This window comes from Pseudomonas turukhanskensis, assembly GCF_027922365.1.
Lineage (GTDB): Bacteria > Pseudomonadota > Gammaproteobacteria > Pseudomonadales > Pseudomonadaceae > Aquipseudomonas > Aquipseudomonas turukhanskensis.
Genome location: NZ_BSFN01000022.1, coordinates 17,663 through 39,336 on the forward strand (window position 1 = coordinate 17,663; position 21,674 = coordinate 39,336).

Here is a 21,674-nt window from a genome sequence, read left to right on the forward strand (position 1 = left end):
CAGGGCCGCCATCATGGTTGTTTCTCCTCGGTCGCCGGGGCATAGGCCGCGCCGGCCTGGGGAGCGGACTGGCCGCTGTCTTTGAGGGCCTTGGTGACCTCCGGCGGCATGTATTTTTCGTCGTGCTTGGCCAGCACTTCATCGGCAATCAGCACGCCGTCGGCATTCAGCTTGCCGAGGGCGACGATGCCCTGCCCTTCGCGGAACAGGTCCGGAAGAATGCCGCGGTAACGGATGGTCACGCTCTTGGCGAAATCGGTAACCACGAACTGCACGTCGAGCGAATCGCCGCTGCGTACCAGCGAACCTTTTTCCACCATGCCGCCGGCGCGAATGCGCGTGTCATGAGGCACTTCGCCGTTGGCGATCTGGGTGGGGGTGTAGAACAGGTTGATGTTCTGCTGCAGGGCGCTGAGCGCCAGGCCCACGGCAATGCCGACACCGGCGACAATGGCGAGGATGATAAGCAGGCGTTTTTTACGCAGCGGGTTCACTTCTGACTCTCCCGGCGCAAACGACGCGCCTCTTCTTGCAGGTAACGGCGACGCGACAAAAGCGGCAGGGCGACGTTGAGTGCCAGCACCGCCAGGCTGATGCCATAAGCGGTCCAGACATACAAACCATGGTGACCCATGGCCAGGAATTCACTGAACGAGGCAAAGCTCATCGCACGCCTCCTTGTTCAATCTGTTTTGCCACTTCTTCTTTGACCCAACTGGCGCGCGCTTCGCGCTTGAGCACTTCCAGGCGCATGCGCATCAGCAGCACGGCGCCGAAGAAGCAGTAGAAACCCAGCACCATCAGCAGCAGCGGTAGCCACATTTCTGCCGGCATGGCCGGGCGTTCGGTGATTTTGAAGGTGGCGCCTTGGTGCAGGGTATTCCACCACTCCACCGAATATTTGATGATCGGAATATTCACCACGCCCACCAGCGCCAGTACCGCACACGCCTTGGCGGCGCTGTCACGATTGCTGATGGCATTGCCCAGCGCAATAACACCGAAGTACAGGAACAGCAGAATCAACATCGACGTTAGTCGCGCATCCCACACCCACCACGACCCCCAGGTCGGCTTGCCCCAGATGGCACCGGTGAGCAGCGCGATAGCGGTCATCCAGGCGCCGATGGGCGCGGCAGATTGCAAGGCGACGTCGGCGATTTTCATCTTCCACACCAGCCCCACCAAGCCGGCGACCGCCAGCAGCACGTAGCAGGACTGCGCCAGCATGGCCGCCGGCACGTGGATATAGATGATGCGAAAGCTATTGCCCTGCTGGTAATCCGGCGGCGCGAACGCCAGGCCCCAGACTACACCGGTGGCAATCAGCAGCACGGCCGCCGCGCTCAACCAGGGCAGCCAGCGGCCGCTGATCTGATAGAACCATTTGGGCGAGCCCCATTTGTGAAACCAAGTCCAATTCATCAGGGTAACCACGTAGTTATTATTCGCCGACGCTAATGGCCAGGCCTGCGGCGGTCGCAAAAGGTGTCAGGGTAACGGCCAAGGCAGCAAGGCTGGCCATCCACAGCAAGTAACCGACTACTGGTAGCCCCTGCAACGAGGCCTGCAGTGCCCCGCTGCCGAGGATCAGCACGGGGATATACAGCGGCAGAATCAGCAGCGCCAACAATAGGCCGCCACGTTTCAGGCCGACGGTCAGTGCCGCACCCACGGCGCCCAACAGGCTGAGTACCGGGGTTCCCAAGAGCAAGGTCATCAACAGCACAGGAATACAGTGGCCAGGCAGGCCGAGCATCAGCGCCAGCAAGGGTGCTAGCAAGACCAGGGCCAGGCCGGAAAACAGCCAGTGTGCCAGCACCTTGGCCAATACCAGAAGAGCCAAAGGGTGCGACGAAAGGACCCACTGCTCGAGCGAACCGTCCTCAAAGTCACTACGAAACATTCCATCCAACGAGAGCAATACCGCCAGCAACGCCGCGACCCAGATCAGCCCCGGCGAGAGCGTTTGCAGCAGTTGGCTTTCCGGGCCAACGGCCAACGGAAACAGGGCGATGACGATGGCAAAGAACACCAACGGGTTGGCCAGCTCGGCCGGGCGGCGAAAGAGCAAGCGTGCCTCACGGGCGACCAACAAGGTGAATACGTTGCTCATGGTTGTTGCTGCCCCAAGTCCAGTTCGCGGTAACCGTCGGGGGTGTTGGCCAATGTGTGGTGGGTGGTGAGCACCACCATGCCGCCGTTTTCGCAGTGCTGGGCCAGGTGACGCTCCAACTGTGCAACACCTGCTTTATCCAACGCGGTAAACGGCTCATCGAGAATCCACAGCGGCGGCGCCGCCAGGTACAACCGCGCCAGGGCCACGCGGCGTTGCTGGCCGGCCGACAGCGTGTGACACGGCACATCTTCAAACCCGCGCAGGCCTACCTGTTCCAGCGCCTGCCAGATGGCATCGCGGCTGGCCGGTTGGTGCAAGGCGCAGAGCCAGATGAGGTTTTCTTCGGCAGTCAGCAGGCCCTTGATGCCAGCGGCGTGGCCGATCCACAGCAGGTTGCGGGCAAGTTCGGCGCGTTGTTTGGCCAGCGGTTGGCCGTTGAGCAGCACGTCACCGGCAGTCGGCTGCATCAAGCCGGCGAGCAGGCGCAGCAGGCTGGTTTTGCCGCTGCCGTTGGGGCCGCTGATTTGCAGCATTTCTCCGGCCGCCAGGCGCAGCTCCAGGCGCTCGAAGAGCATGCGCCAGTCCCGCTCGCAGGCGAGCGCCACAGCTTCGAGTAAGGGGCTATTCAAGGATAGGCTGACCTTCGGGCTAGGGGCCGGAGAAAAAATCCGGGGAGGCAGGTTTTTGCCCTGCATTTGCTATCAAGTCCAGGCAAGCTTGGCCGCTATACTCAGGCAAGCCAACAGCACGGCCGACCCGGACGGGGCGGCATTATACATGTCATGCCCGCCCCTCGAAGCTGGCTTTTTCGACAGGTTGTAAACCGCCGATGAGCGAAATCAGTAGCACTCGCCCACTCCCCGCGATCACGCCGACCACCCGCCCTGCTCCCTCGGTGGCGGATGCGGCGGTGAAACTGCTGCAGCCGCTGGGCGACCTGATGGCCGTCGGCGACAGCACCACCGCCGAAGTGGTGAGCGTCAAAGACCTCGCGCAGAACTTCCAGCAAGTGTTGCTCAAGCTGACCCTCAGCGGCGGCCAGCAAGCCACCGTGCAAGCCACCACCAATCAGCCATTGGTGCCGGGCAGCACGGTGGGCGTTACCGCTGTGTCCGATACCCGCTTGTCCGTGGTGATGCAGATCGCCGCTGGCGGCAATCCACTGACCAGTCTTGACGGCGATGCCATGCCCACCGGCACGGTGATTCAGGGCAAGGTGGAGTCCACCCAGGTCTTCGTGCAGCCGCAAACCCAGCAAGTGCTGAACAAAGTGGTGATGAGCCTGCTCAACACTTCCATGGCTGGCAGCAAGCTGGCGCTGGAAACGCCGTTGAGTCTGCCGGTCGGCAGCCTGCTGACCGCCCAGGTGCAAAGCAACCAATCCCTGGCCTTTTTGCCGCTGAGCGGGCGTCTGGACCAATTGGAACTGGCGCAACAGCTTGGCAGCCAGCAGGCGCGTCAGGGCTCGCTGGAGGGCTTGCTGAAGTCCTTGCAAGGCTTGAGCGGCAAGGAAGGCTTGCCTGAAGGCCTGCGCACCAGCATCGACAAACTGCTCGGCGCCCTGCCCGACGGCGCTCAATTGAGCGACTCCAAAGGCCTGTCGCAGGCCTTGGAAAAAAGCGGCATGTTTCTCGAGGCCAAGCTGCTCAGCGGCAACGCGTCCGGCCTGTCCCAGGACATGAAAGCCAACCTGCTGCGCCTGATTGCGCAGATTCTCCCGGCCTTGCCCAACGGCACCGCCATCAACCCGAACACCATTGGCGGCAATCTCGGCCAGGCGCTGCCGGTGTTTCTGCGTAATGCCCTCGGCGCGCTGGGGCAAACTGGCGTCAAACAACCAGGCCTGACTTTTCCCCTGCCAAGCAAGCTGCAGAAGGAAATGGAAAAGGAAGGCGATCTGGAAAGCCTGCTAAAGCTCGCCGCCGCTGCTGTTTCCCGCCTGCAGACCCACCAGCTGTCGAGCCTGGCGCAAAGCCAGCTGACACCCGAAGGCAACCTGCTGACCACCTGGCAGATGGAAATCCCCATGCGCAACCAGCAAGACCTGGTGCCGCTGCAATTGAAGATGCAACGTGAAGACGCGCAGGAAGAAAAACAGAACGGCAAAGGCGGCAAGAAAGGTCAGCAGCAAGAGCCGGTCTGGCGCGTCGAACTGGCTTTCGATATCGCCCCGCTCGGCCCATTACAGGTGCAGGCCCAGATTGCCCGCGGCAGCCTTACCAGCCAGCTGTGGGCAGAAAAACTCAGCACCGTGCAACTCATCGACAACGAACTGGGCACCCTGCGTGACCGCCTGACTGCCGCCGGCCTCAATGTCGGCGAGCTGGAATGCCAGCAAGGCTTTCCTCCGCAAGGCCCGCGCACCACCCTCGAACAACGCTGGATCGACGACAAAGCATGAACCCCGAAGCCCCCCGCCAGGCCATTGCCCTCACCTACGACGGCAAAAGCGCGCCGAACCTGTCTGCCAAAGGCGATGACGAACTGGCCGAAGCCATTCTGGCGATTGCCCGTGAATACGAAGTGCCCATCTACGAAAACGCCGAGCTGGTGCGCCTGCTGGCGCGCATGGAGTTGGGCGACTCGATTCCCGAAGAGCTGTACAAAAGCATCGCCGAGATCATCGCCTTTGCCTGGTATTTGAAAGGCAAGTGCCCGGAAGGGTTTGTGCCGGATGATGGTGGCGAGAAAGATGTCACCCCACATACGCCACGGCCATTGCTGGACTGAGCCTGTAAGAGCGACCTTGGTCGCGAATCCTGAAAAAGGTGATCGCGACCGGTGCTTGCAGGGTTCGCCAGCAAGCTGGGTCCTACAAACACCAGATCAGCGTTTGGCTTGGTGAAGCTTGCTAACCAGTTCGGCTTCGGCGCGGCTCAAGCCGCACGACTGCGTCAGGTCATCGACGCTGGCGCCCAGGCCGACCAGCCGCGCCGCCTGGGTAAAGGAGAGATTGCTGGGGTCGCGCTGCTCGATCTGGCTGAGCTTGTCCGGAATCGGCGCCACAGTGCGGCGCAGCTCGTACAGTTCTTCGCCCATGCGGATACTGCCGGTGAGGTAGGTATCCAGGCGTTTTTTCAGTTCTTTGATGGCCTGGTCGCGCAACGCGTCGCGCTGGGCCTGGAATTCAAACTGACGGACGAACTCGCGCTGCCGGCCTGCCAGCCAGATGCAGGTGCCGCCCAGCCCTACACAGGCCAGGGCCAGCACCAACAGCACGACGTCGAGCATGGGTTAGATGCTCTCCAGTTCGGACCATTCTTCTTCAGACATCATTTTGTCCAGCTCAACCAGAATCAGCAGCTCGCCGTTCTTGTTGCACACGCCCTGGATAAACTTGGCCGACTCGTCGTTGCCGACGTTAGGCGCGGTTTCCACTTCCGATTGGCGCAGATAAACCACCTCGGCCACGCTGTCGACCATGATGCCGACCACTTGCTTGTCGGCTTCAATGATAACGATACGGGTGTTGTCGGTGACCGAACCGGAGTCCAGGCCGAAGCGCTGGCGGGTGTCGATCACGGTCACCACGTTGCCGCGCAGGTTGATGATGCCCAGCACGTAGCTTGGCGCACCCGGCACCGGGGCAATTTCGGTATAGCGCAGGACTTCCTGCACCTGCATCACATTGATGCCGTAGGTTTCGTTATCCAGGCGGAAAGTCACCCACTGCAGAATGGGATCTTCGGAACCTTGTGCGGACGTTTTCTTCATATCCCTACCCTCATCAATGCTGCCAATGCAGCGTACGGGTGTGCCCCGCCGTTTACGGTAAAGCCCCGCACTGGCAGGGCTGTTCAATCATCAATGCACGCGACCATCGCTGGTCAGACGCTTGGCGGCGCCGCTGGCGATCAGTTCGGCCAGCACGGCCACATCCACCAGTGCGCACATATGTTCGATTACGGTGCCAGCCAACCACGGCCGCTGGCTGCGCTGACTGCGCCACTTGACCTCTTTGGGGTCCAGGCGAATCGAGCGGCTGACCTGGTGAACCGCCAGGCCCCATTCGTAGCCTTGCACGGAAATCACATACTGCAAGCCCTGGCGAAAATCATCACGGTAGCGATCAGGCATCACCCAACGCGCGGTGTCCAGCACCCGCAGGTTGCCAGCCTGGCACGGCAGGATACCGAGGAACCAGTCCGGCTGGCCAAATAATGGCGTCAGCTCCTGGCCCACCAGCGGGTAGATCGAGCCCAGGCACACCAGCGGCACCGCCAGCGTCAGGCCGGCGACATCGAATAACAGGCATTCAAACGGCTCTTCACCCCAGCTCGGCTGGCCGCTCAGTTGCAACGGCGGCGGGGTTGGCGACATATCGGCGTGGATCTGCCGTTCCACCACGGAAGCGACCACGGGAGCTTCAGCAACAGGAGGCGTGAGCACCACCGGTTTTTCCGCGACCGGCTTTTCAACGACCGGCGCCGGCTGCTCGACCAACAGCGTCGGCATCAGCACCGGCTTGGCCATTTCCAGGGTAGGCAATACCAGCGTCGGGCGTTCCAGTTTCACCGCCGCGGGTCTGGCGGCGGCAGGCGGCGCTTGCAGACGGGCATCACGCACCTGCTCTTCCAGCACCGCGGCTTCGAATTCATCGAGGGAAATGGCGTCGTCGTCAACCGGCGCCGGTGCAGCCTTGGCCACGGGTGCAGGCACGGGGACCGGACGAACCGGCGCCGCTGCCACGACGGGCGCGGCAATTGGCGCAATGACATCGGCCAGTTCGGCAGCCGCTTCCTGTAGCAGGCCGTCCAAATAGGACTGCAAAGCCAGCTGCGGGCGCGAAGCGGTTGCGGTAGGACGGCTCATAGACAAAACCCGACTAAATGGACTGACTCATATATCGGCAGCAAGGGCCTGCGACTTGAGCCAGCCTTGATAGCAAAAATGGCCATATTCAGGCGACCTGCGCGGCCAGTTCGTTGCTGAGCAAATGCTTGAGCAGCGCTCGGTAGGCCAGCACGCCGCGGCTCTTGTCGTCGAACTGCGAGGGCGTCTGCCCCGCGCGGCTGGCGTCACGCAAACGGGTGTCGACCGGGATATAGGCCGGCCACAAATGATCCGGGTAGGCGTTGCGCAGCGTGCGCAACGTACTCAGCGAGGCTTGCGTACGGCGGTCGAACAGGGTCGGCACGATGGTGTACGGCAGCGCCTGTTTGCGCGAGCGGTTGATCATCGCCAGGGTGCTGACCATGCGTTCCAGGCCTTTTACCGCCAAGAACTCGGTTTGCACCGGAATCGCCAGCTGCTGGCTGGCCGCCAGCGCGTTGACCATCAGCACTCCGAGCAAGGGCGGGCTGTCGATAATGGCGTGGTCGAAATCGTCCCACAGCTGCGCCAGGCTTTTGGCGATCACCAGCCCCAGGCCGCTCTGCCCCGGCGATTGACGCTCCAGGGTGGCCAGCGCGGTGCTCGAGGGCAGCAGCGCAATGGAAGGATGGCTGGTCGGCAGCAGCAGTTGGCCCGGCAGCCCTTGCGGCACGCTGCCCTGGTGCTGGAACAGGTCGAAGGCGCTGTGTTCCAGGGAATCGGGGTCGTGCCCGAAATAGCTCGTCATGGAGCCATGTGGATCAAGATCGACCACAACCACGCGCTTGCCAGCGTCGGCCAACAGGCCCGCCAGTGCGATGCTCGTGGTGGTCTTGCCTACCCCACCTTTTTGATTGGCTACTGCCCAGACTCTCATGTTCGTTATCCTCCCGGCGCACCAAGGGCTTACCGAGAACAAGTGCCGCCCTACGGGGTCGGCGACGGGGAATTGACAGCGCCGCCCTCAGGCGGCTGCACATCTGGCGATGGTGCAGGTTGTGTGCCAGCCCGCTCTAATGCCGCATCGGGCTTGGCATGACCACTTCCTACACCACTAACACTGCGTCGCACATCCAAGTTGCGTGACACCACCAGCACTACCCGGCGATTGCGCGCTCTTCCCTCTGCCGTCGCGTTATCCGCGATGGGCTGAAACTCTCCATAACCGACCGCCGCCAGGCGCCCGGCGTTCACGCCATCCATGGCCATCATTCTTACAATGCTAGCTGCCCGCGCCGTAGACAGCTCCCAGTTCGTGGGAAACTGCGCGGTATTGATCGGAAGATTATCTGTGAACCCTTCCACATGAATGGGATTCTCGTAAGGCGCCAGAATTTTGGCAACCTTTTCGATAATGGTGAAGGCCGTGTCGTTGGGAATCGCATCGCCGCTGGGGAACAACAGGCTCGAATTCAGCTCGATTTCAATCCACAGTTCGTTGCCACGCACGGTCAACTGGTCACTCTTGATCAGGTCGCCAAAGGCGGCCTTCACCGCGTCACTGATTTCCTGCAGGGCCTTGGTCGGGTCGTCACCGGCTGGGGTGTCCTGGTCCAGGGGCCGTTCCGGCTCGGTGGTCAGCGGCCTTTCATCACCGACCGGAATCGGCTTTATAGAACGGTCGGGCTGATTGAACGCACCGACCAGGCTGTCGGAAAGAATCTTGTACTTGCCCTCGTTGATCGACGAAATCGAATACATCACCACGAAGAACGCGAACAGCAAGGTGATGAAGTCCGCGTAGGACACCAGCCAACGTTCGTGATTTTCGTGCTCTTCGTGATGCCGCCGACGGGCCATATTCAGCCGAACCTTTTAGTCCATGAAGCCTTGCAGCTTGAGCTCGATCGAGCGCGGATTTTCCCCTTCGGCAATGGAGAGAATTCCTTCCAGCAACATTTCCCGGTAGCGCGACTGACGCAGGGCTATGGCCTTGAGCTTGTTACCCACCGGCAACAGCAGCAGGTTGGCAAACGCCACACCGTAAATCGTGGCGACAAAGGCGACCGCGATGCCGCTGCCGAGCATGCTCGGGTCCGCCAGGTTGCCCATCACATGAATAAGCCCCATCACCGCGCCGATAATGCCGATAGTGGGCGAATAGCCACCCATGCTGTCGAATACCTTGGCAGCCTGGATATCGCGGCCTTCCTGGGTGTACAGGTCCACTTCCAGAATGCTGCGAATGGCTTCAGGCTCAGCACCATCGACCAGCAATTGCAGGCCCTTGCGCGCGTAGGGGTCGGGCTCGACATCCGCCACCGCCTCCAAGCCCAGCAAGCCTTCCTTGCGTGCCGTCTGGCTCCAGCCCACCACGCGGTTGATGCCGCCAGCCAGATCGATACGGGGCGGAAAAATAATCCAGCGCACGGTAACCAGCGAGCGTTTGAACACCGCCATCGGGGTTTGCAGGAAGGCTGCACCTAGCGTGCCGCCCACCACAATCAGAAACGCCGGCCCATTGAGCAGCGCACCGACGTGACCGCCTTCCAGGTAGTTGCCCCCCAGAATGGCGACCAACGCCAGGATCACCCCAATAAGGCTGAGTACATCCATCAGACACAGGCCTCCACCAGGTGCCGACCGATGTCATCAAGGCTGTAGACCGCGTCTGCCAGGTTGGCTTTGACGATGGCCATGGGCATGCCGTAAATCACGCAGCTGGCCTCGTCCTGAGCCCATACCTGGCTGCCGCCCTGCTTGAGCAGGCGCGCGCCTTCGCGGCCGTCGGCGCCCATACCGGTAAGCACCACGGCCAATACTTTGTCGCCGTAGGCCTTGGAGGCCGAGCCAAAGGTGATATCCACACAAGGCCGATAATTCAGGCGCTCATCGCCCGGCAGAATTTTCACCGTACCGCGACCATCGACCATCATCTGCTTGCCGCCAGGGGCCAGCAGGGCCAAGCCTGGGCGCAGCTGGTCGCCGTCTTCGGCTTCTTTCACGCTGATGCGGCATAGCTTGTCCAGGCGCTCGGCAAAGGCCTTGGTAAAGGCCGCCGGCATATGCTGAATCAGCACGATAGGCGCGGGAAAGTTGGCAGGCAGTTGGGTCAGCACGCGTTGCAGCGCCACGGGGCCGCCGGTAGAGGTGCCGATGGCCAGCAGTTTGTACGCCTTGCGCTTGGGCGCGGCACTGGTCGATGCCGCCGGCGCTGGCGCAGCGGTTGGCCGCGGGGCTGCGGGTGCCGGGCGTGCGGGCGCAGTGCTGGTGGTGGTCGGCGTGTGTGCAGGGGCTGGGGCTGGGGCTGGCGTCGGTGCAGGCGCTGCCGGGGCGCTGGAAAAACTGCTGTACCGGCGGTTACTGCGGGCGATGGTATGTACCTTCTCGCACAGCAGTTGTTTGACCTTCTCGGGGTTGCGCGAGATGTCTTCGAAGTTCTTGGGTAAAAAATCCACGGCACCGGCGTCCAGCGCGTCGAGCGTTACACGCGCGCCTTCGTGGGTGAGCGAAGAGAACATCAGAACCGGGGTTGGGCAACGCTGCATGATATGACGTACGGCGGTAATGCCATCCATCATCGGCATTTCGTAGTCCATGGTGATCACGTCAGGCTTGAGCGCCAGAGCCTGATCGATCGCTTCACGACCATTGGTGGCAGTGCCGACGACTTGGATATTCGAATCGGCGGAGAGAATCTCCGAGACACGCCGGCGAAAAAAGCCGGAATCGTCCACTACCAGAACCTTAACTGCCATAACCGCTCCTTTGAACCCGCCCGAGGCCCTGGAAGGCCTTCGTGCTTGGTGCTGCGCGAGCAGGCGAAGCGCTTATTTACTCCGAGTAAATGCCACGCCCCCTGCTGTCACGCTTAGTCTCGAACACGCCGCAATCAGATACGGCGCGCGTAACGCTTGAGCATGCTCGGCACATCCAGAATCAGGGCAATGCGCCCGTCGCCGGTGATGGTCGCCCCGGACATACCCGGAGTGCCCTGCAGCATTTTGCCCAGCGGCTTGATTACCACCTCTTCCTGGCCGACCAGTTGATCGACCACAAAGCCGATCCGTTGGGTGCCCACCGACAGAATCACCACATGGCCTTCGTGCTGTTCCTCATGCTGGGCACTGCTGACCAACCAGCGCTTGAGGTAGAACAGCGGCAGCGCCTTGTCCCGCACGATCACCACTTCCTGGCCGTCGACCACGTTGGTACGCGACAGGTCGAGGTGGAAGATTTCGTTCACATTCACCAGCGGGAAGGCAAACGCCTGGTTGCCGAGCATCACCATCAGGGTCGGCATGATCGCCAGCGTCAACGGCACCTTGATGACAATTTTGGTGCCCTGGCCCTTGGCCGAGTAGATGTTGATGATGCCGTTGAGCTGGGAAATCTTGGTTTTCACCACATCCATGCCCACGCCACGACCGGACACATCGGAAATCTCGGTTTTGGTCGAGAAGCCCGGGGCAAAAATCAGGTTGTAGCATTCGGCTTCGCTGAGACGGTCGGCGGCGTCTTTGTCGAGCACGCCCTTCTCTACCGCCTTGGCGCGCAACACGTCGGGGTCCATGCCGTTACCGTCGTCAGAAATCGACAGCAGGATATGGTCACCCTCTTGCTGCGCCGACAATACGATCTTGCCGCCGCGGCTCTTGCCGGCAGCTTCGCGTTTTTCCGGCGATTCGATGCCGTGGTCCACCGAGTTGCGCACCAAGTGCACCAACGGGTCGGCCAGGGCCTCCACCAGGTTCTTGTCGAGGTCGGTTTCTTCCCCTACCAGTTCCAGGTTGATTTCTTTTTTCAGGCTGCGCGCCAGATCGCGAACCAACCGTGGGAAACGGCCGAAGACTTTCTTGATCGGCTGCATGCGGGTTTTCATCACCGCAGTCTGCAGATCAGCCGTTACCACATCGAGGTTGGAAACGGCCTTGGACATATTCTCGTCGCCGCTATTCAAGCCCAGGCGCACCAGACGGTTACGCACCAGCACCAGCTCGCCGACCATATTCATGATCTCGTCGAGGCGCGCGGTATCGACCCGCACGGTGGTTTCCGCTTCGGTAGCAGGCCCGGCTTTGTCGGCGGTGGCGGCCGCAGCAGCAGGCGCCGGTGCAGGCGCCGCAGGTTTGGCCGCAGCCGGCTTGGCCGGTTCGGCTTTTGCCGCAGGCTTGGCTGCTGGCGCGGCAGGTTTGGCCGGCGCAACGGCCGCAGGCAATGGTGCCTGAGCAGCCGGTTCGACAAATTTGCCCTGACCATGCAACTGGTCCAGCAAGGCTTCGAATTCGTCGTCGGTAATGTTATCGCCACCACCACTGGCAGCCGGTGATGCCGCCTCTACAGGCGCCGGTTCCGCTTTTGCAGGCGCAGCAGCAGCGGGCTCGACAAATTTGCCTTTGCCGTGCAACTGATCCAGCAGGGCTTCGAATTCGTCATCGGTGATTTCATCACCACCACCGGCAGCCGCCGGAGCCTCGCTGGCAGCAGGAGCACTGACCGCAGCGGCCGGTGCGGCAGGCGCCGACGGCGCAGCGAACTGGCCTTTGCCGTGCAACTGGTCGAGCAGGGATTCGAATTCGTCGTCGGTAATTTCGTCGCTGCTGCTGGCAGCAGCAGGCGCTTTGGGTTCGTCATGCAGGGCATCGAGCAACTGCTCGAATTCGCTGTCGGTAATGTCGCCAGTTGCGGCGGCAGGCGCCTCTGGCACCTCAGGTTCGGGCTCGGCGGCAGCAGGCTCGGCCGCAGCACCGGCCAGCTCATCTGCGCTTTGCGGCTCAGCCAGACGCGACAACGCGGCCAACAACTCCGGCGATGCCGGCGTGGGCGTGGTGCGCTCGCGCACTTCGGAAAACATGCCGTTAACGGCGTCCAATGCTTCGAGGACAACGTCCATCAGCTCCGAGTCAACGCGACGCTCACCCTTGCGCAGGATGTCGAACACGTTTTCGGCGATGTGGCAGCACTCCACCAGCTCATTGAGCTGGAGGAACCCGGCGCCACCTTTGACGGTGTGGAAACCACGGAAAATAGCATTGAGCAGGTTGGAGTCATCCGGTCGGCTTTCCAGCTCGACCAACTGTTCCGATAACTGCTCAAGAATTTCGCCGGCCTCTACCAGGAAGTCCTGGAGGATTTCTTCATCGGCGCCGAAGCTCATTGGTGTGCTCCCTAGAACCCTAGACTGGATAGCAGATCGTCGACGTCATCCTGATTAGAGGCGACATCCTCACGCTTATCGGCATGAATCTGCGGACCTTCACCACGAGAAGGCTCTTTTTGTTGTTCTTGCTCGGCGCGTAGCACGGAATGGTCGTGCTCAATGCCGGCGAAACGGTCTACCTGGCTGGCCATAAGCACCAGTTTCAGCAGGTTGGCTTCGACTTCGGTTACCAGTTGCGTAACGCGCTTGATCACCTGACCGGTAAGGTCCTGGTAGTCCTGCGCCAGCAGAATGTCGTTGAGGTGGCCCGACAACTTGCTGCTGTCGCGTTCGCTACGGGCCAGAAACAGCTCGATGCGCTTGGCCAGCTCGCGGAAGGCTTCGGCGCCCAGCTCGCGGCGCATGAAACGGCCCCAGTCGGCGCTCAGTGCGGTGGCATCGTCATTGAGGTCGTTCACCAGCGGCGCACTCTGCTCCACCAGATCCATGGTGCGATTGGCCGCTTTCTCGGTCATCGTCACAACATAGTTCAGGCGTTCGGTGGCGTCGGTGATTTGCGACACTTCCTTGGCGTGCGGCACGCGAGGGTCGAGCTGAAAATTGACGATGGCGTTGTGCAGCTCACGCGTCAGTTTGCCAACCTCGTGGTAAAGCCCACGGTCACGGACTTTATTGAGCTCATGGATAAGCTGAACCGCGTCGCCAAAATTACCTTTTTCAAGGCTCTCAACGAGCTCTCGGGCATTGGTTTTTAGGGACGACTCGAGGTCGCCCATGGGTATATCGTCGTGCGCCATATTGCCCCCACGGCCGGGATCAGCCGTTAACACGCTCGAAGATTTTTTCGATCTTCTCTTTCAGAACCTGCGCCGTGAACGGTTTGACTACATACCCGTTCACCCCGGCTTGCGCCGCTTCGATAATCTGGTCGCGCTTGGCTTCGGCGGTCACCATCAGCACCGGCAGGTGCTTGAGACGGTCATCGGCGCGAACCGCGCGCAAGAGGTCGATACCGGTCATACCCGGCATGTTCCAGTCAGTCACGAGAAAGTCGAAGCTGCCGCTATGCAGCATGGGTAGAGCCGTTGTTCCGTCATCTGCCTCAGCGGTGTTGGTGAATCCCAAGTCGCGCAAGAGGTTCTTGATGATCCGTCGCATCGTTGAGAAGTCGTCAACGATGAGGATTTTCATGTTTTTGTCCAAGTCGACCTCCGTACAGTCCTAAACGCACCCAGCACCTGGATGCGCGTTGAATCGAGAAACTGGCAGTACCGCTCAGCTAGCGCGCCACTCGCTCAAGCGTGCACGCAAACGAGCGGCACACTGGCTATGCAACTGGCTGACCCGCGATTCGCTGACCCCCAGCACTTCGCCAATTTCCTTGAGATTCAGTTCTTCGTCGTAATACAGCGACAACACCAACTGTTCGCGCTCCGGCAGCCCGGAAATGGCCGCTGCCAATGCTGATTGGAAACGTTCATCTTCCAGATCGCGCGAAGGCTCGAAGTGGGTAATGCCAGCGTCTTCACGCAGACCCGTGTGCTCGCCGTCCTGAAGAAGGTCGTCGAAACTGAACAGGCGACTGCCCAAAGTGTCGCCAAGAATGCCGTAGTAATCCTCGAGACTCAATTGGAGTTCGGCCGCAACTTCTTGATCTTTAGCGTCTCTACCCGTTCTGGCTTCAATTTTTCGGATTGCGTCACTGACCATGCGACTGTTGCGGTGCACCGAACGAGGTGCCCAATCGCCCTTGCGCACTTCATCCAGCATAGATCCGCGTATGCGAATGCCGGCGAAAGTTTCAAAACTGGCGCCTTTGCTGGAGTCGTATTTTTTCGAGGCTTCGAGCAGGCCGATCATGCCGGCCTGAATCAGATCTTCCACCTGCACGCTTGCCGGCAAACGTGCCAGCAAGTGGTAGGCGATGCGTTTGACCAGTGGGGCGTAACGCTCGATCAACTGGTGCTGGGAGTCCTGCGCCTGTGCCTTGCTATACATACGGAGCCCATTGCCTGATGTCATACGGCCGTATCAGCTAGCGGTTGCTGTACCAAACGCTCCACGAAAAACTCCAGATGCCCGCGTGGGTTGGCTGGTAACGGCCAGGTATCGACCTTCTGCGCGATGGCCTTGAATGCCAGTGCGCACTTGGAACGAGGGAAGGCCTCATAAACTGCACGCTGCTTCTGCACTGCCTTGCGTACCGATTCGTCGTAAGGCACAGCGCCGACGTACTGCAGGGCGACATCGAGAAAACGGTCAGTCACCTTAGTCAGCTTAGCAAACAGGTTGCGACCTTCCTGCGGGCTATGGGCCATGTTGGCCAATACGCGGAAACGGCTCATGCCGTGGTCGCGGTTCAGCAGCTTGATCAGGGCGTAGGCGTCGGTGATGGACGTGGGCTCATCGCACACCACCACAATCACCTCCTGGGCCGCGCGCACAAAGCTCACGACCGCATCGCCGATACCGGCGGCGGTGTCGATCACCAATACATCGAGGTTATCGCTGATATCGCTGAACGCCTGGATCAGGCCAGCGTGCTGCATGGGCGTGAGCTGCACCATGCTTTGTGTACCGGAGGCTGCCGGCACGATGCGAATACCGCCCGGGCCTTGCAGCAGCACATCGCGCAATTCGCACTCGCCGCTGATGACATCTGCCAGCGTGCGCTTGGCCGACAGGCCCAGCAGCACGTCCACGTTGGCCAAGCCCAGGTCGGCATCCATCAGCATCACCCGCCGACCGAGGTCGGCCAGGGCCAGGGAGAGATTGACCGATACATTGGTCTTGCCGACGCCACCTTTGCCGCCGGTCACCGCGATCACCTGTACGGGATGCATACCCATGTTATCCACACACCTTGTCTAGCTTCGACTGGGGCCACTTGGCTGATTACGCCCCGGTGCCCTTAAAGGGCGACCCGAACGGTTTAAAACTTTATTACCAACGCGCCAACAAGCGCGTTCAACCTGCCCGGCGTGCCGGGTTCTGATACAGGCCGGCGAACATGTCGGCCATTGCATCTTCACTCGGTTCCTGCGGCGCTTGCAGGCTCACTGCACGGCTTACCAACTGGTGACTGCGCGCTACGTGCAAATCATCCGGAATCCGCGGGCCATCTGCCAGATAGGCTACCGGTAGATGCTGGCTTATAGCCAGACTTATAACTTCACCCAGGCTGGTCGCTTCATCGGCCTTGGTAAGGATACAGCCAGTCAGACCGCAACGCTTATAGCTATGGTAGGCGGCCTTGAGCACTTGGCTCTGGCTGGTAGCTGCCAAAACCAGATAATTTCTCGATTTGACCCCACGACCGGCCAAGGTTTCCAACTGCATGTGCAGCGCCGGGTCATTGCCAGGCAGGCCGGCGGTGTCGATCAACACCACACGCTTGCGCGCCAAGGGCTCCAGCGCCTGGGTCAGCGACTGGCCCGGGTCTACCTGAGTCACCGACACATTCAGAATGCGGCCCAAGGTTTTCAACTGCTCCTGAGCGCCAATGCGGTAGCTGTCCATGCTTACCAGTGCCACGTGCTGGGCGCCGTACTTCAGTACATAACGGGCAGCCATTTTTGCCAGTGTAGTGGTTTTACCCATACCAGCCGGGCCCACCAGGGCAATCACACCGCCCTCCTCCAATGGCTCGACCTTGGGCGTTTTGATCGCGTGGGCCAGGTGAGCGAGGATCATGCGCCAGGCTTGACGCTGCTCCGGCACCTTGCTCACCCGCTCCAGCAGCACGCGCGACAGCTCGGCTGGCAGGCCCATGCGCTGCAGGCGGCGCCACAGCGCAGCCTGTTGCGGACGGCGACTTTGCATCTGACCCCAGGCCATGGAGCCCAGTTGCACTTCAATCAGCTCACGCAGGCCGTTCAATTCGAAACGCACGGCATCCAGGCTGCGCTGGTCGGTTGCCACCGCCATTGCAGGTGCCGGTGCCGGTGCCGGTGCCGGCGCAGCGGCAGGCTTTGGCCGCTCCGGACGGACAAAGGATGCCGGCAGCTCAGGTGCCACGATGGACTCATTGGCAAACAGCTGGCCGTCTTTCATTTTTTCGCCAGACACACGGGTGGCCAGGTCAGCGTGGGCCGACACCAGCATCGACTGCGTACGACGCAGCTCCACCTCAAGCTCAGGGTTGGGCTGACGCGCAGGCATCACCGGCGCCTGGTAGTCCAGGGCGGCGGTCAATTCCACGCCCCCGGCTACCCGGCGAGTGCCGATGATGGACGCATCGGCGCCCAGCTCATCGCGAACCAATTTCATGACTTGACGCATATCGGCGGCGAAAAAGCGTTTAACTTGCATGACCTAAGCCTCAGTTCAGTTCTGACCCACCGTGGCAACGATGGTGACCTGCTTGTTGTCTGGGATTTCCTGGTAAGCCAACACGTGCATGGTCGGTACTGCCAACCGTGCGAACCGCGAGAGCATCGCCCGAACCGGACCGGCTACCAGCAGGATGGCTGGCTTGCCGAGCATTTCCTGACGTTGCGCAGCGTCCACCAGGGAACGCTGCAGCTTCTCGGCCATGCTTGGCTCCAGGAGAATGCCATCCTCGGAGCCTTGCCCAGCCTTCTGTAGGCTATTGAGCAATATCTGTTCCAACCTGGGTTCAAGGGTGATCACAGGCAGCTCCGGCTCTAGTCCCACAATGCTTTGCACGATTGAGCGTGACAGCGCGACGCGTACCGCCGCCACCATCGCGGCGGGATCTTGACTCTTCACATTGGTGATCGCCTCGGCGATGGAACGGATATCCCGCACCGGTACCTGCTCTTGCAACAGCGACTGCAATACCTTCAGCAGCGTTGACAACGACACCGCACCCGGCACCAGCTCTTCAGCCAGCTTCGGCGAGGCCTTGGCCAGCAGTTGCAGCAACTGCTGCACTTCCTCGTGGCCCAACAGCTCGTGGGCGTGTTTATGCAGCACCTGGTTGAGGTGGGTAGCAACCACGGTGCTGGCATCCACCACCGTGTAGCCGAGCGATTGCGCCTGATCGCGCTGAAACTGGTCGATCCACACTGCCTCCAGCCCGAACGCCGGATCTTTGGCGGCCACGCCATTCAAGGTGCCGAATACCTGGCCAGGGTTGATGGCCAGCTCGCGGTCCGGGTAGATCTCGGCTTCAGCCAGGCTCACGCCCATCAGCGTCAGGCGGTAGGCGTTAGGCTGCAGGTCGAGGTTGTCGCGGATATGCACCGAGGGCATTAGAAAACCCATCTCTTGCGAGAGCTTTTTGCGTACGCCCTTGATCCGCGCCAGCAACTGGCCGCCCTGGTTGCGGTCCACCAGCGGAATCAGGCGATAGCCCACTTCCAGGCCGACCATATCCACCGGCGTTACGTCATCCCAGCCCAGTTCTTTGACTTCCTGGGCACGCTGGGCCGGCAGCAACTCCTGTTGGCGTTGCACCTCGGCCACTTCAGCCACTTTGACTTTGCGCTGCTTGTTGGCGATCCAGTAGGCGCCAGCGGCGGCGATCAGGCCCAGGCTCAGAAACGAGAAATGCGGCATGCCGGGCACCAGGCCCATGACGATGATCAGCCCGGCCGCAACGCCCAGCGCTTTGGGTGAAGCGAACATCTGCCGGGTGACCTGCTGGCCCATGTCTTCGGAGCTGGAAACACGGGTCACCATGATCGCAGCAGCGGTCGATAGCAGCAGCGACGGAATCTGCGCCACCAGACCGTCACCGATGGTCAGCAGGGTGTAGATACGGCCCGCATCGCCAAAACTCAGGTCGTGCTGAACGATACCGATGGCCATACCACCGATCAGGTTGATAAACAGAATCAGCAAGCCGGCAACGGCGTCACCGCGTACGAACTTGCTCGCACCATCCATGGAGCCGTAGAAGTCGGCTTCCTGCGCCACTTCACTTCGGCGCAGCTTGGCTTGTACCTGATCGATCAGGCCAGCGTTGAGGTCGGCGTCGATGGCCATTTGCTTACCGGGCATGGCGTCCAGGGTGAAACGTGCGCTTACCTCGGAAATACGCCCGGCACCCTTGGTGACCACCACGAAGTTGATGATCATCAAGATGGCGAACACCACGATACCGACCACGTAGTTACCGCCGATCACCACCTCACCGAAGGCCTGAATCACCTTACCGGCCGCGTCGTGGCCTTCCTGACCGTGCAGCAGTACCACCCGCGTGGAGGCTACGTTAAGCCCCAGGCGCAGCAAGGTGGCGGCCAGCAGAATGGTCGGGAATACGGCGAAGTCCAGTGGTCGCAAGGCGTAGATCGCCACCAGCAGCACGACGATGGCCAAGGCCAGGCTGAAGGTAAACAACACGTCCAGCAAAAACGGCGGCACCGGCAACATGACCATGCCGAGCATCACCATCAGCAACAACGGAATACCGATGTTGCCGTGGCGCAAACCCGCCAGGTTGGTCTTCACATCACCGATCAGTTGTGTGCGATCTATTGCCACAAGCCCTTTCCTCGCCATTCAAACTTTTGACGCAAACGCGTCGATAGCGGGGCTTTTGCAAGAAGTCGTCCAACTTTGGCGCCGTAACTTTTTTGATTTCGCAGGGTGTGCTGTGCGCATCCAGCGGTAGCGGGAAAATCACTGCAAATCGAGATTGAGCGAGCTAGAGCGGGGCAAGGCAAAAACAGTTTTTTAAGCGCAGTTGGCTGTAGCCAATGAGCATTCAAAAAGTGTGTTTAACGCAGCCCCGCCGACGCGCAGCCAATCGGTTAGTTACTCATCGCGACGAAGATCTGGCGGGATGGGGAGGTCTTTCAATGGATCGGGGCGCTTGCCCTTGCCAGAACGGAATTGGCGAAGCTGATACACGTACGCGAGCACCTGCGCCACGGCCAGGTACAACCCGGCGGGAATCTCCCGATCCAGTTCCGTGGAGTGGAAAATCGCCCGCGCCAGGCCTGGCGATTCCAGCACCATCACCTTGTGCTCGTTGGCAATCTCGCGAATTTTCAGGGCCATAAAGTCGCCGCCCTTGGCCAGAAGCACCGGCGCACCGCCGGTCAAGGGGTCGTACTTGAGCGCCACGGCAAAGTGCGTCGGGTTGGTGATTACCACGTCGGCCTGCGGCACGGCGGCCATCATGCGGCGTTCGGCCATCTCGCGCTGCATTTGGCGGATACGCTGTTTAACCTCGGGCTTGCCTTCGCTGTCTTTGTACTCGTCGCGCACTTCCTGCTTGGTCATCAGCATTTTTTGCCGATTGTCGTAGAGCTGGAACGGCACATCGACGGCGACGATAAACAGCAGCCCCCACGCCATCCACATGGCGCTGCGCCCCACCACCGTGATGCTGTGCAGAATCGCCGACTCCAACGGCTCATTGGCCAGGGCCAGCAAGTCGCGGGTATCGGCCTTGAGCACCACCAATGCCACGATCAGCACCAGCACGAACTTGGCCAGCGCTTTGAGCAGCTCCAGGCCAGCCTTGGCCGAGAACATCCGTTTGAGGCCCGGCAGCGGGTTCATGCGGCCGAAGTTGGGCGCCATCGATTGCGCCGAGAACAACCAGCCGCCCAGAGCGATGGGCCCGAGGATGGAAGCCACCAGCAGCACGATAAACAACGGAAACAACGCCATCAGGGCGATGTATACGGCGTTTTCGAATTGCAGCGCCATGCTGCCGTCGTTCATCAGCAGTTCGCGGCTCAAGGTGAAGTTGTCTTTCATGATGTCGATCATGGCGTTGCCAATGGCGCCGCCATAACTCATCAGCCCGCCAACGCCTGCTACCAGCACGGCAAAGGTATTGAGCTCGCGCGAACGCGCAATCTGGCCCTTCTCTCGCGACTCGCGGCGTCGCTTGTCCGTGGGCTCTTCACTCTTCTCCGCGCCATTCTCGTTTTCGGCCATGGCTTATTTCGCCTGTACCAGTTCACGTAGCAGCTGCAGACAGTCGGTGACCATCGCCTGATAGTGAGAGAGAAAGTCCGACAGGCTGATCCAGATGATCACAAAGCCCATCACCAGGGTGAGCGGAAAACCGATGGAGAAAATATTCAGCTGCGGCGCCGCACGGGTCATCACGCCGAAGGCGATGTTCACCACCAAGAGCGCGGTAATGGCCGGCAGCACCAGCAACAAGCCGGCGGCCAGCACCCAGCCCAGGCTGGTGGCGATATTCCAGAAATGGTTGGTGGTAAGCCCGGTGCCAACGGGCATGGTCACAAAGCTTTCGGCCATGATTTCGAAGGTCACCAGGTGGCCGTTCATGGCCAGAAACAGCAAGGTCACCATCATGGTGTAAAACTGGCCGATGACTGCCACCGACACGCCGTTGGTGGGGTCCACCATCGAGGCAAAACCAAAGCCCATCTGCGTGGCCAGAATCTGCCCGGCAATCACGAACGCGTGGAAAAACAGCTGCAACACAAAGCCGAGCATCACGCCGATAAGGATTTCCTTGGCGATCAGAAACACCGCGCCCACGTTGATAGCATCCAGCGGCTGGGCCGCCGGCAGGTTGGGGTAGATCACCAGGGTAAAGGCCAGCGACAGGTAGATACGCACGCGCATCGGCACCAGTTGGGTACCAATGATGGGCATGGTCATCAGCAGGCCGGCGATACGGAAGAACGGCAGAATAAAACCGCCCACCCAGCCGCCGATTTGCTCACTGCTCAGCTCGAACATGGC

General features: G+C 60.8%; 23 protein-coding genes. 2 read left to right on the top strand and 21 right to left on the bottom strand.

Going from position 1 to position 21,674, the window contains the following annotated elements:
* Window positions 1–11: 11 nt before the first annotated feature.
* Genes ccmE through ccmA form a run of 5 tightly spaced genes read right to left on the bottom strand, consistent with a single transcriptional unit; the run spans window position 12 to window position 2,748 of the window.
* Window positions 12–494: a cytochrome c maturation protein CcmE gene (gene ccmE / locus PKE98_RS23275; protein WP_271197808.1), complete on the bottom strand. Its 483-nt coding sequence runs from the start codon at window positions 492–494 to the stop codon at window positions 12–14.
* Window positions 491–667 carry a heme exporter protein CcmD gene (gene ccmD / locus PKE98_RS23280; RefSeq protein WP_271197809.1) on the bottom strand — a complete coding sequence of 59 codons (177 nt, stop codon included), beginning with the start codon at window positions 665–667 and terminating at the stop codon, window positions 491–493. Before ccmD ends, ccmE begins: the two co-directional genes overlap by 4 nt.
* Window positions 664–1,428 carry a heme ABC transporter permease gene (locus PKE98_RS23285; RefSeq protein WP_271197861.1) on the bottom strand — a complete coding sequence of 255 codons (765 nt, stop codon included), beginning with the start codon at window positions 1,426–1,428 and terminating at the stop codon, window positions 664–666. The genes ccmD and PKE98_RS23285 overlap by 4 nt, the downstream gene beginning before the upstream one ends.
* A 16-nt stretch (window positions 1,429–1,444) precedes the next feature.
* The gene (gene ccmB / locus PKE98_RS23290) at window positions 1,445–2,116 is read right to left on the bottom strand and encodes a heme exporter protein CcmB (protein WP_271197810.1); all 672 of its coding nucleotides are present in this window, start codon (window positions 2,114–2,116) and stop codon (window positions 1,445–1,447) included.
* Window positions 2,113–2,748 carry a cytochrome c biogenesis heme-transporting ATPase CcmA gene (gene ccmA / locus PKE98_RS23295; protein WP_271197811.1) on the bottom strand — a complete coding sequence of 212 codons (636 nt, stop codon included), beginning with the start codon at window positions 2,746–2,748 and terminating at the stop codon, window positions 2,113–2,115. The genes ccmB and ccmA overlap by 4 nt, the downstream gene beginning before the upstream one ends.
* 200 nt (window positions 2,749–2,948) lie before the next feature.
* Between ccmA and fliK the strand changes: the two genes are divergently transcribed.
* Window positions 2,949–4,520, top strand: a complete 1,572-nt coding sequence (fliK, locus tag PKE98_RS23300; protein WP_271197812.1) for a flagellar hook-length control protein FliK — start codon at window positions 2,949–2,951, stop codon at window positions 4,518–4,520.
* Window positions 4,517–4,849, top strand: a complete 333-nt coding sequence (locus PKE98_RS23305; protein ID WP_373877908.1) for an EscU/YscU/HrcU family type III secretion system export apparatus switch protein — start codon at window positions 4,517–4,519, stop codon at window positions 4,847–4,849. The genes fliK and PKE98_RS23305 overlap by 4 nt, the downstream gene beginning before the upstream one ends.
* Before the next feature lie 96 nt (window positions 4,850–4,945).
* On the opposite strand, the gene PKE98_RS23310 is transcribed toward PKE98_RS23305, so the two are convergent.
* The 16 genes from PKE98_RS23310 to fliR form a co-directional block, all read right to left on the bottom strand.
* Window positions 4,946–5,350, bottom strand: a complete 405-nt coding sequence (locus tag PKE98_RS23310; protein ID WP_271197813.1) for a DUF2802 domain-containing protein — start codon at window positions 5,348–5,350, stop codon at window positions 4,946–4,948.
* A gap of 3 nt (window positions 5,351–5,353) precedes the next feature.
* Entirely contained in the window at window positions 5,354–5,833 is a 480-nt protein-coding gene (locus PKE98_RS23315) for a chemotaxis protein CheW (protein WP_122451109.1), read from the bottom strand.
* 90 nt (window positions 5,834–5,923) lie between these two features.
* The gene (locus PKE98_RS23320; protein ID WP_271197814.1) at window positions 5,924–6,931 is read right to left on the bottom strand and encodes a CheW domain-containing protein; all 1,008 of its coding nucleotides are present in this window, start codon (window positions 6,929–6,931) and stop codon (window positions 5,924–5,926) included.
* A gap of 88 nt (window positions 6,932–7,019) precedes the next feature.
* Window positions 7,020–7,808: a ParA family protein gene (locus tag PKE98_RS23325; protein ID WP_271197815.1), complete on the bottom strand. Its 789-nt coding sequence runs from the start codon at window positions 7,806–7,808 to the stop codon at window positions 7,020–7,022.
* Between the two features lie 50 nt (window positions 7,809–7,858).
* Window positions 7,859–8,731 (bottom strand): flagellar motor protein MotD, encoded by an 873-nt coding sequence (gene motD / locus PKE98_RS23330; RefSeq protein ID WP_271197816.1) that lies wholly within the window; start codon window positions 8,729–8,731, stop codon window positions 7,859–7,861.
* Between the two features lie 15 nt (window positions 8,732–8,746).
* Entirely contained in the window at window positions 8,747–9,487 is a 741-nt protein-coding gene (locus PKE98_RS23335) for a flagellar motor protein (protein ID WP_271197817.1), read from the bottom strand.
* Window positions 9,487–10,629, bottom strand: coding sequence for a protein-glutamate methylesterase/protein-glutamine glutaminase (locus PKE98_RS23340; protein ID WP_271197818.1), 1,143 nt, complete (start codon window positions 10,627–10,629; stop codon window positions 9,487–9,489). Before PKE98_RS23340 ends, PKE98_RS23335 begins: the two co-directional genes overlap by 1 nt.
* A gap of 134 nt (window positions 10,630–10,763) precedes the next feature.
* Complete coding sequence (locus PKE98_RS23345) at window positions 10,764–13,028, bottom strand: chemotaxis protein CheA (RefSeq protein ID WP_271197819.1); 2,265 nt, start codon at window positions 13,026–13,028, stop codon at window positions 10,764–10,766.
* 11 nt (window positions 13,029–13,039) lie between these two features.
* A complete protein-coding gene (locus tag PKE98_RS23350) occupies window positions 13,040–13,828 on the bottom strand; it encodes a protein phosphatase CheZ (protein ID WP_271197820.1) in 789 nt (262 codons plus the stop codon).
* A 19-nt stretch (window positions 13,829–13,847) separates the two neighbouring features.
* Window positions 13,848–14,222, bottom strand: a complete 375-nt coding sequence (locus PKE98_RS23355; protein ID WP_172147048.1) for a chemotaxis response regulator CheY — start codon at window positions 14,220–14,222, stop codon at window positions 13,848–13,850.
* Between the two features lie 84 nt (window positions 14,223–14,306).
* Window positions 14,307–15,053 (bottom strand): RNA polymerase sigma factor FliA, encoded by a 747-nt coding sequence (fliA, locus tag PKE98_RS23360; RefSeq protein ID WP_162998629.1) that lies wholly within the window; start codon window positions 15,051–15,053, stop codon window positions 14,307–14,309.
* Window positions 15,050–15,889 (bottom strand): flagellar synthesis regulator FleN, encoded by an 840-nt coding sequence (gene fleN, locus PKE98_RS23365; protein ID WP_178086456.1) that lies wholly within the window; start codon window positions 15,887–15,889, stop codon window positions 15,050–15,052. Before fleN ends, fliA begins: the two co-directional genes overlap by 4 nt.
* 109 nt (window positions 15,890–15,998) lie before the next feature.
* Complete coding sequence (gene flhF, locus PKE98_RS23370) at window positions 15,999–17,342, bottom strand: flagellar biosynthesis GTPase FlhF (protein WP_271197821.1); 1,344 nt, start codon at window positions 17,340–17,342, stop codon at window positions 15,999–16,001.
* Window positions 17,343–17,357: 15 nt separating this feature from the next.
* Window positions 17,358–19,475, bottom strand: a complete 2,118-nt coding sequence (gene flhA / locus PKE98_RS23375) for a flagellar biosynthesis protein FlhA (RefSeq protein WP_271197863.1) — start codon at window positions 19,473–19,475, stop codon at window positions 17,358–17,360.
* 279 nt (window positions 19,476–19,754) lie between these two features.
* Window positions 19,755–20,891: a flagellar biosynthesis protein FlhB gene (flhB, locus tag PKE98_RS23380; RefSeq protein ID WP_271197822.1), complete on the bottom strand. Its 1,137-nt coding sequence runs from the start codon at window positions 20,889–20,891 to the stop codon at window positions 19,755–19,757.
* 3 nt (window positions 20,892–20,894) lie between these two features.
* Window positions 20,895–21,671, bottom strand: a complete 777-nt coding sequence (gene fliR, locus PKE98_RS23385) for a flagellar biosynthetic protein FliR (protein WP_271197823.1) — start codon at window positions 21,669–21,671, stop codon at window positions 20,895–20,897.
* Between the last annotated feature and the right edge of the window lie 3 nt (window positions 21,672–21,674).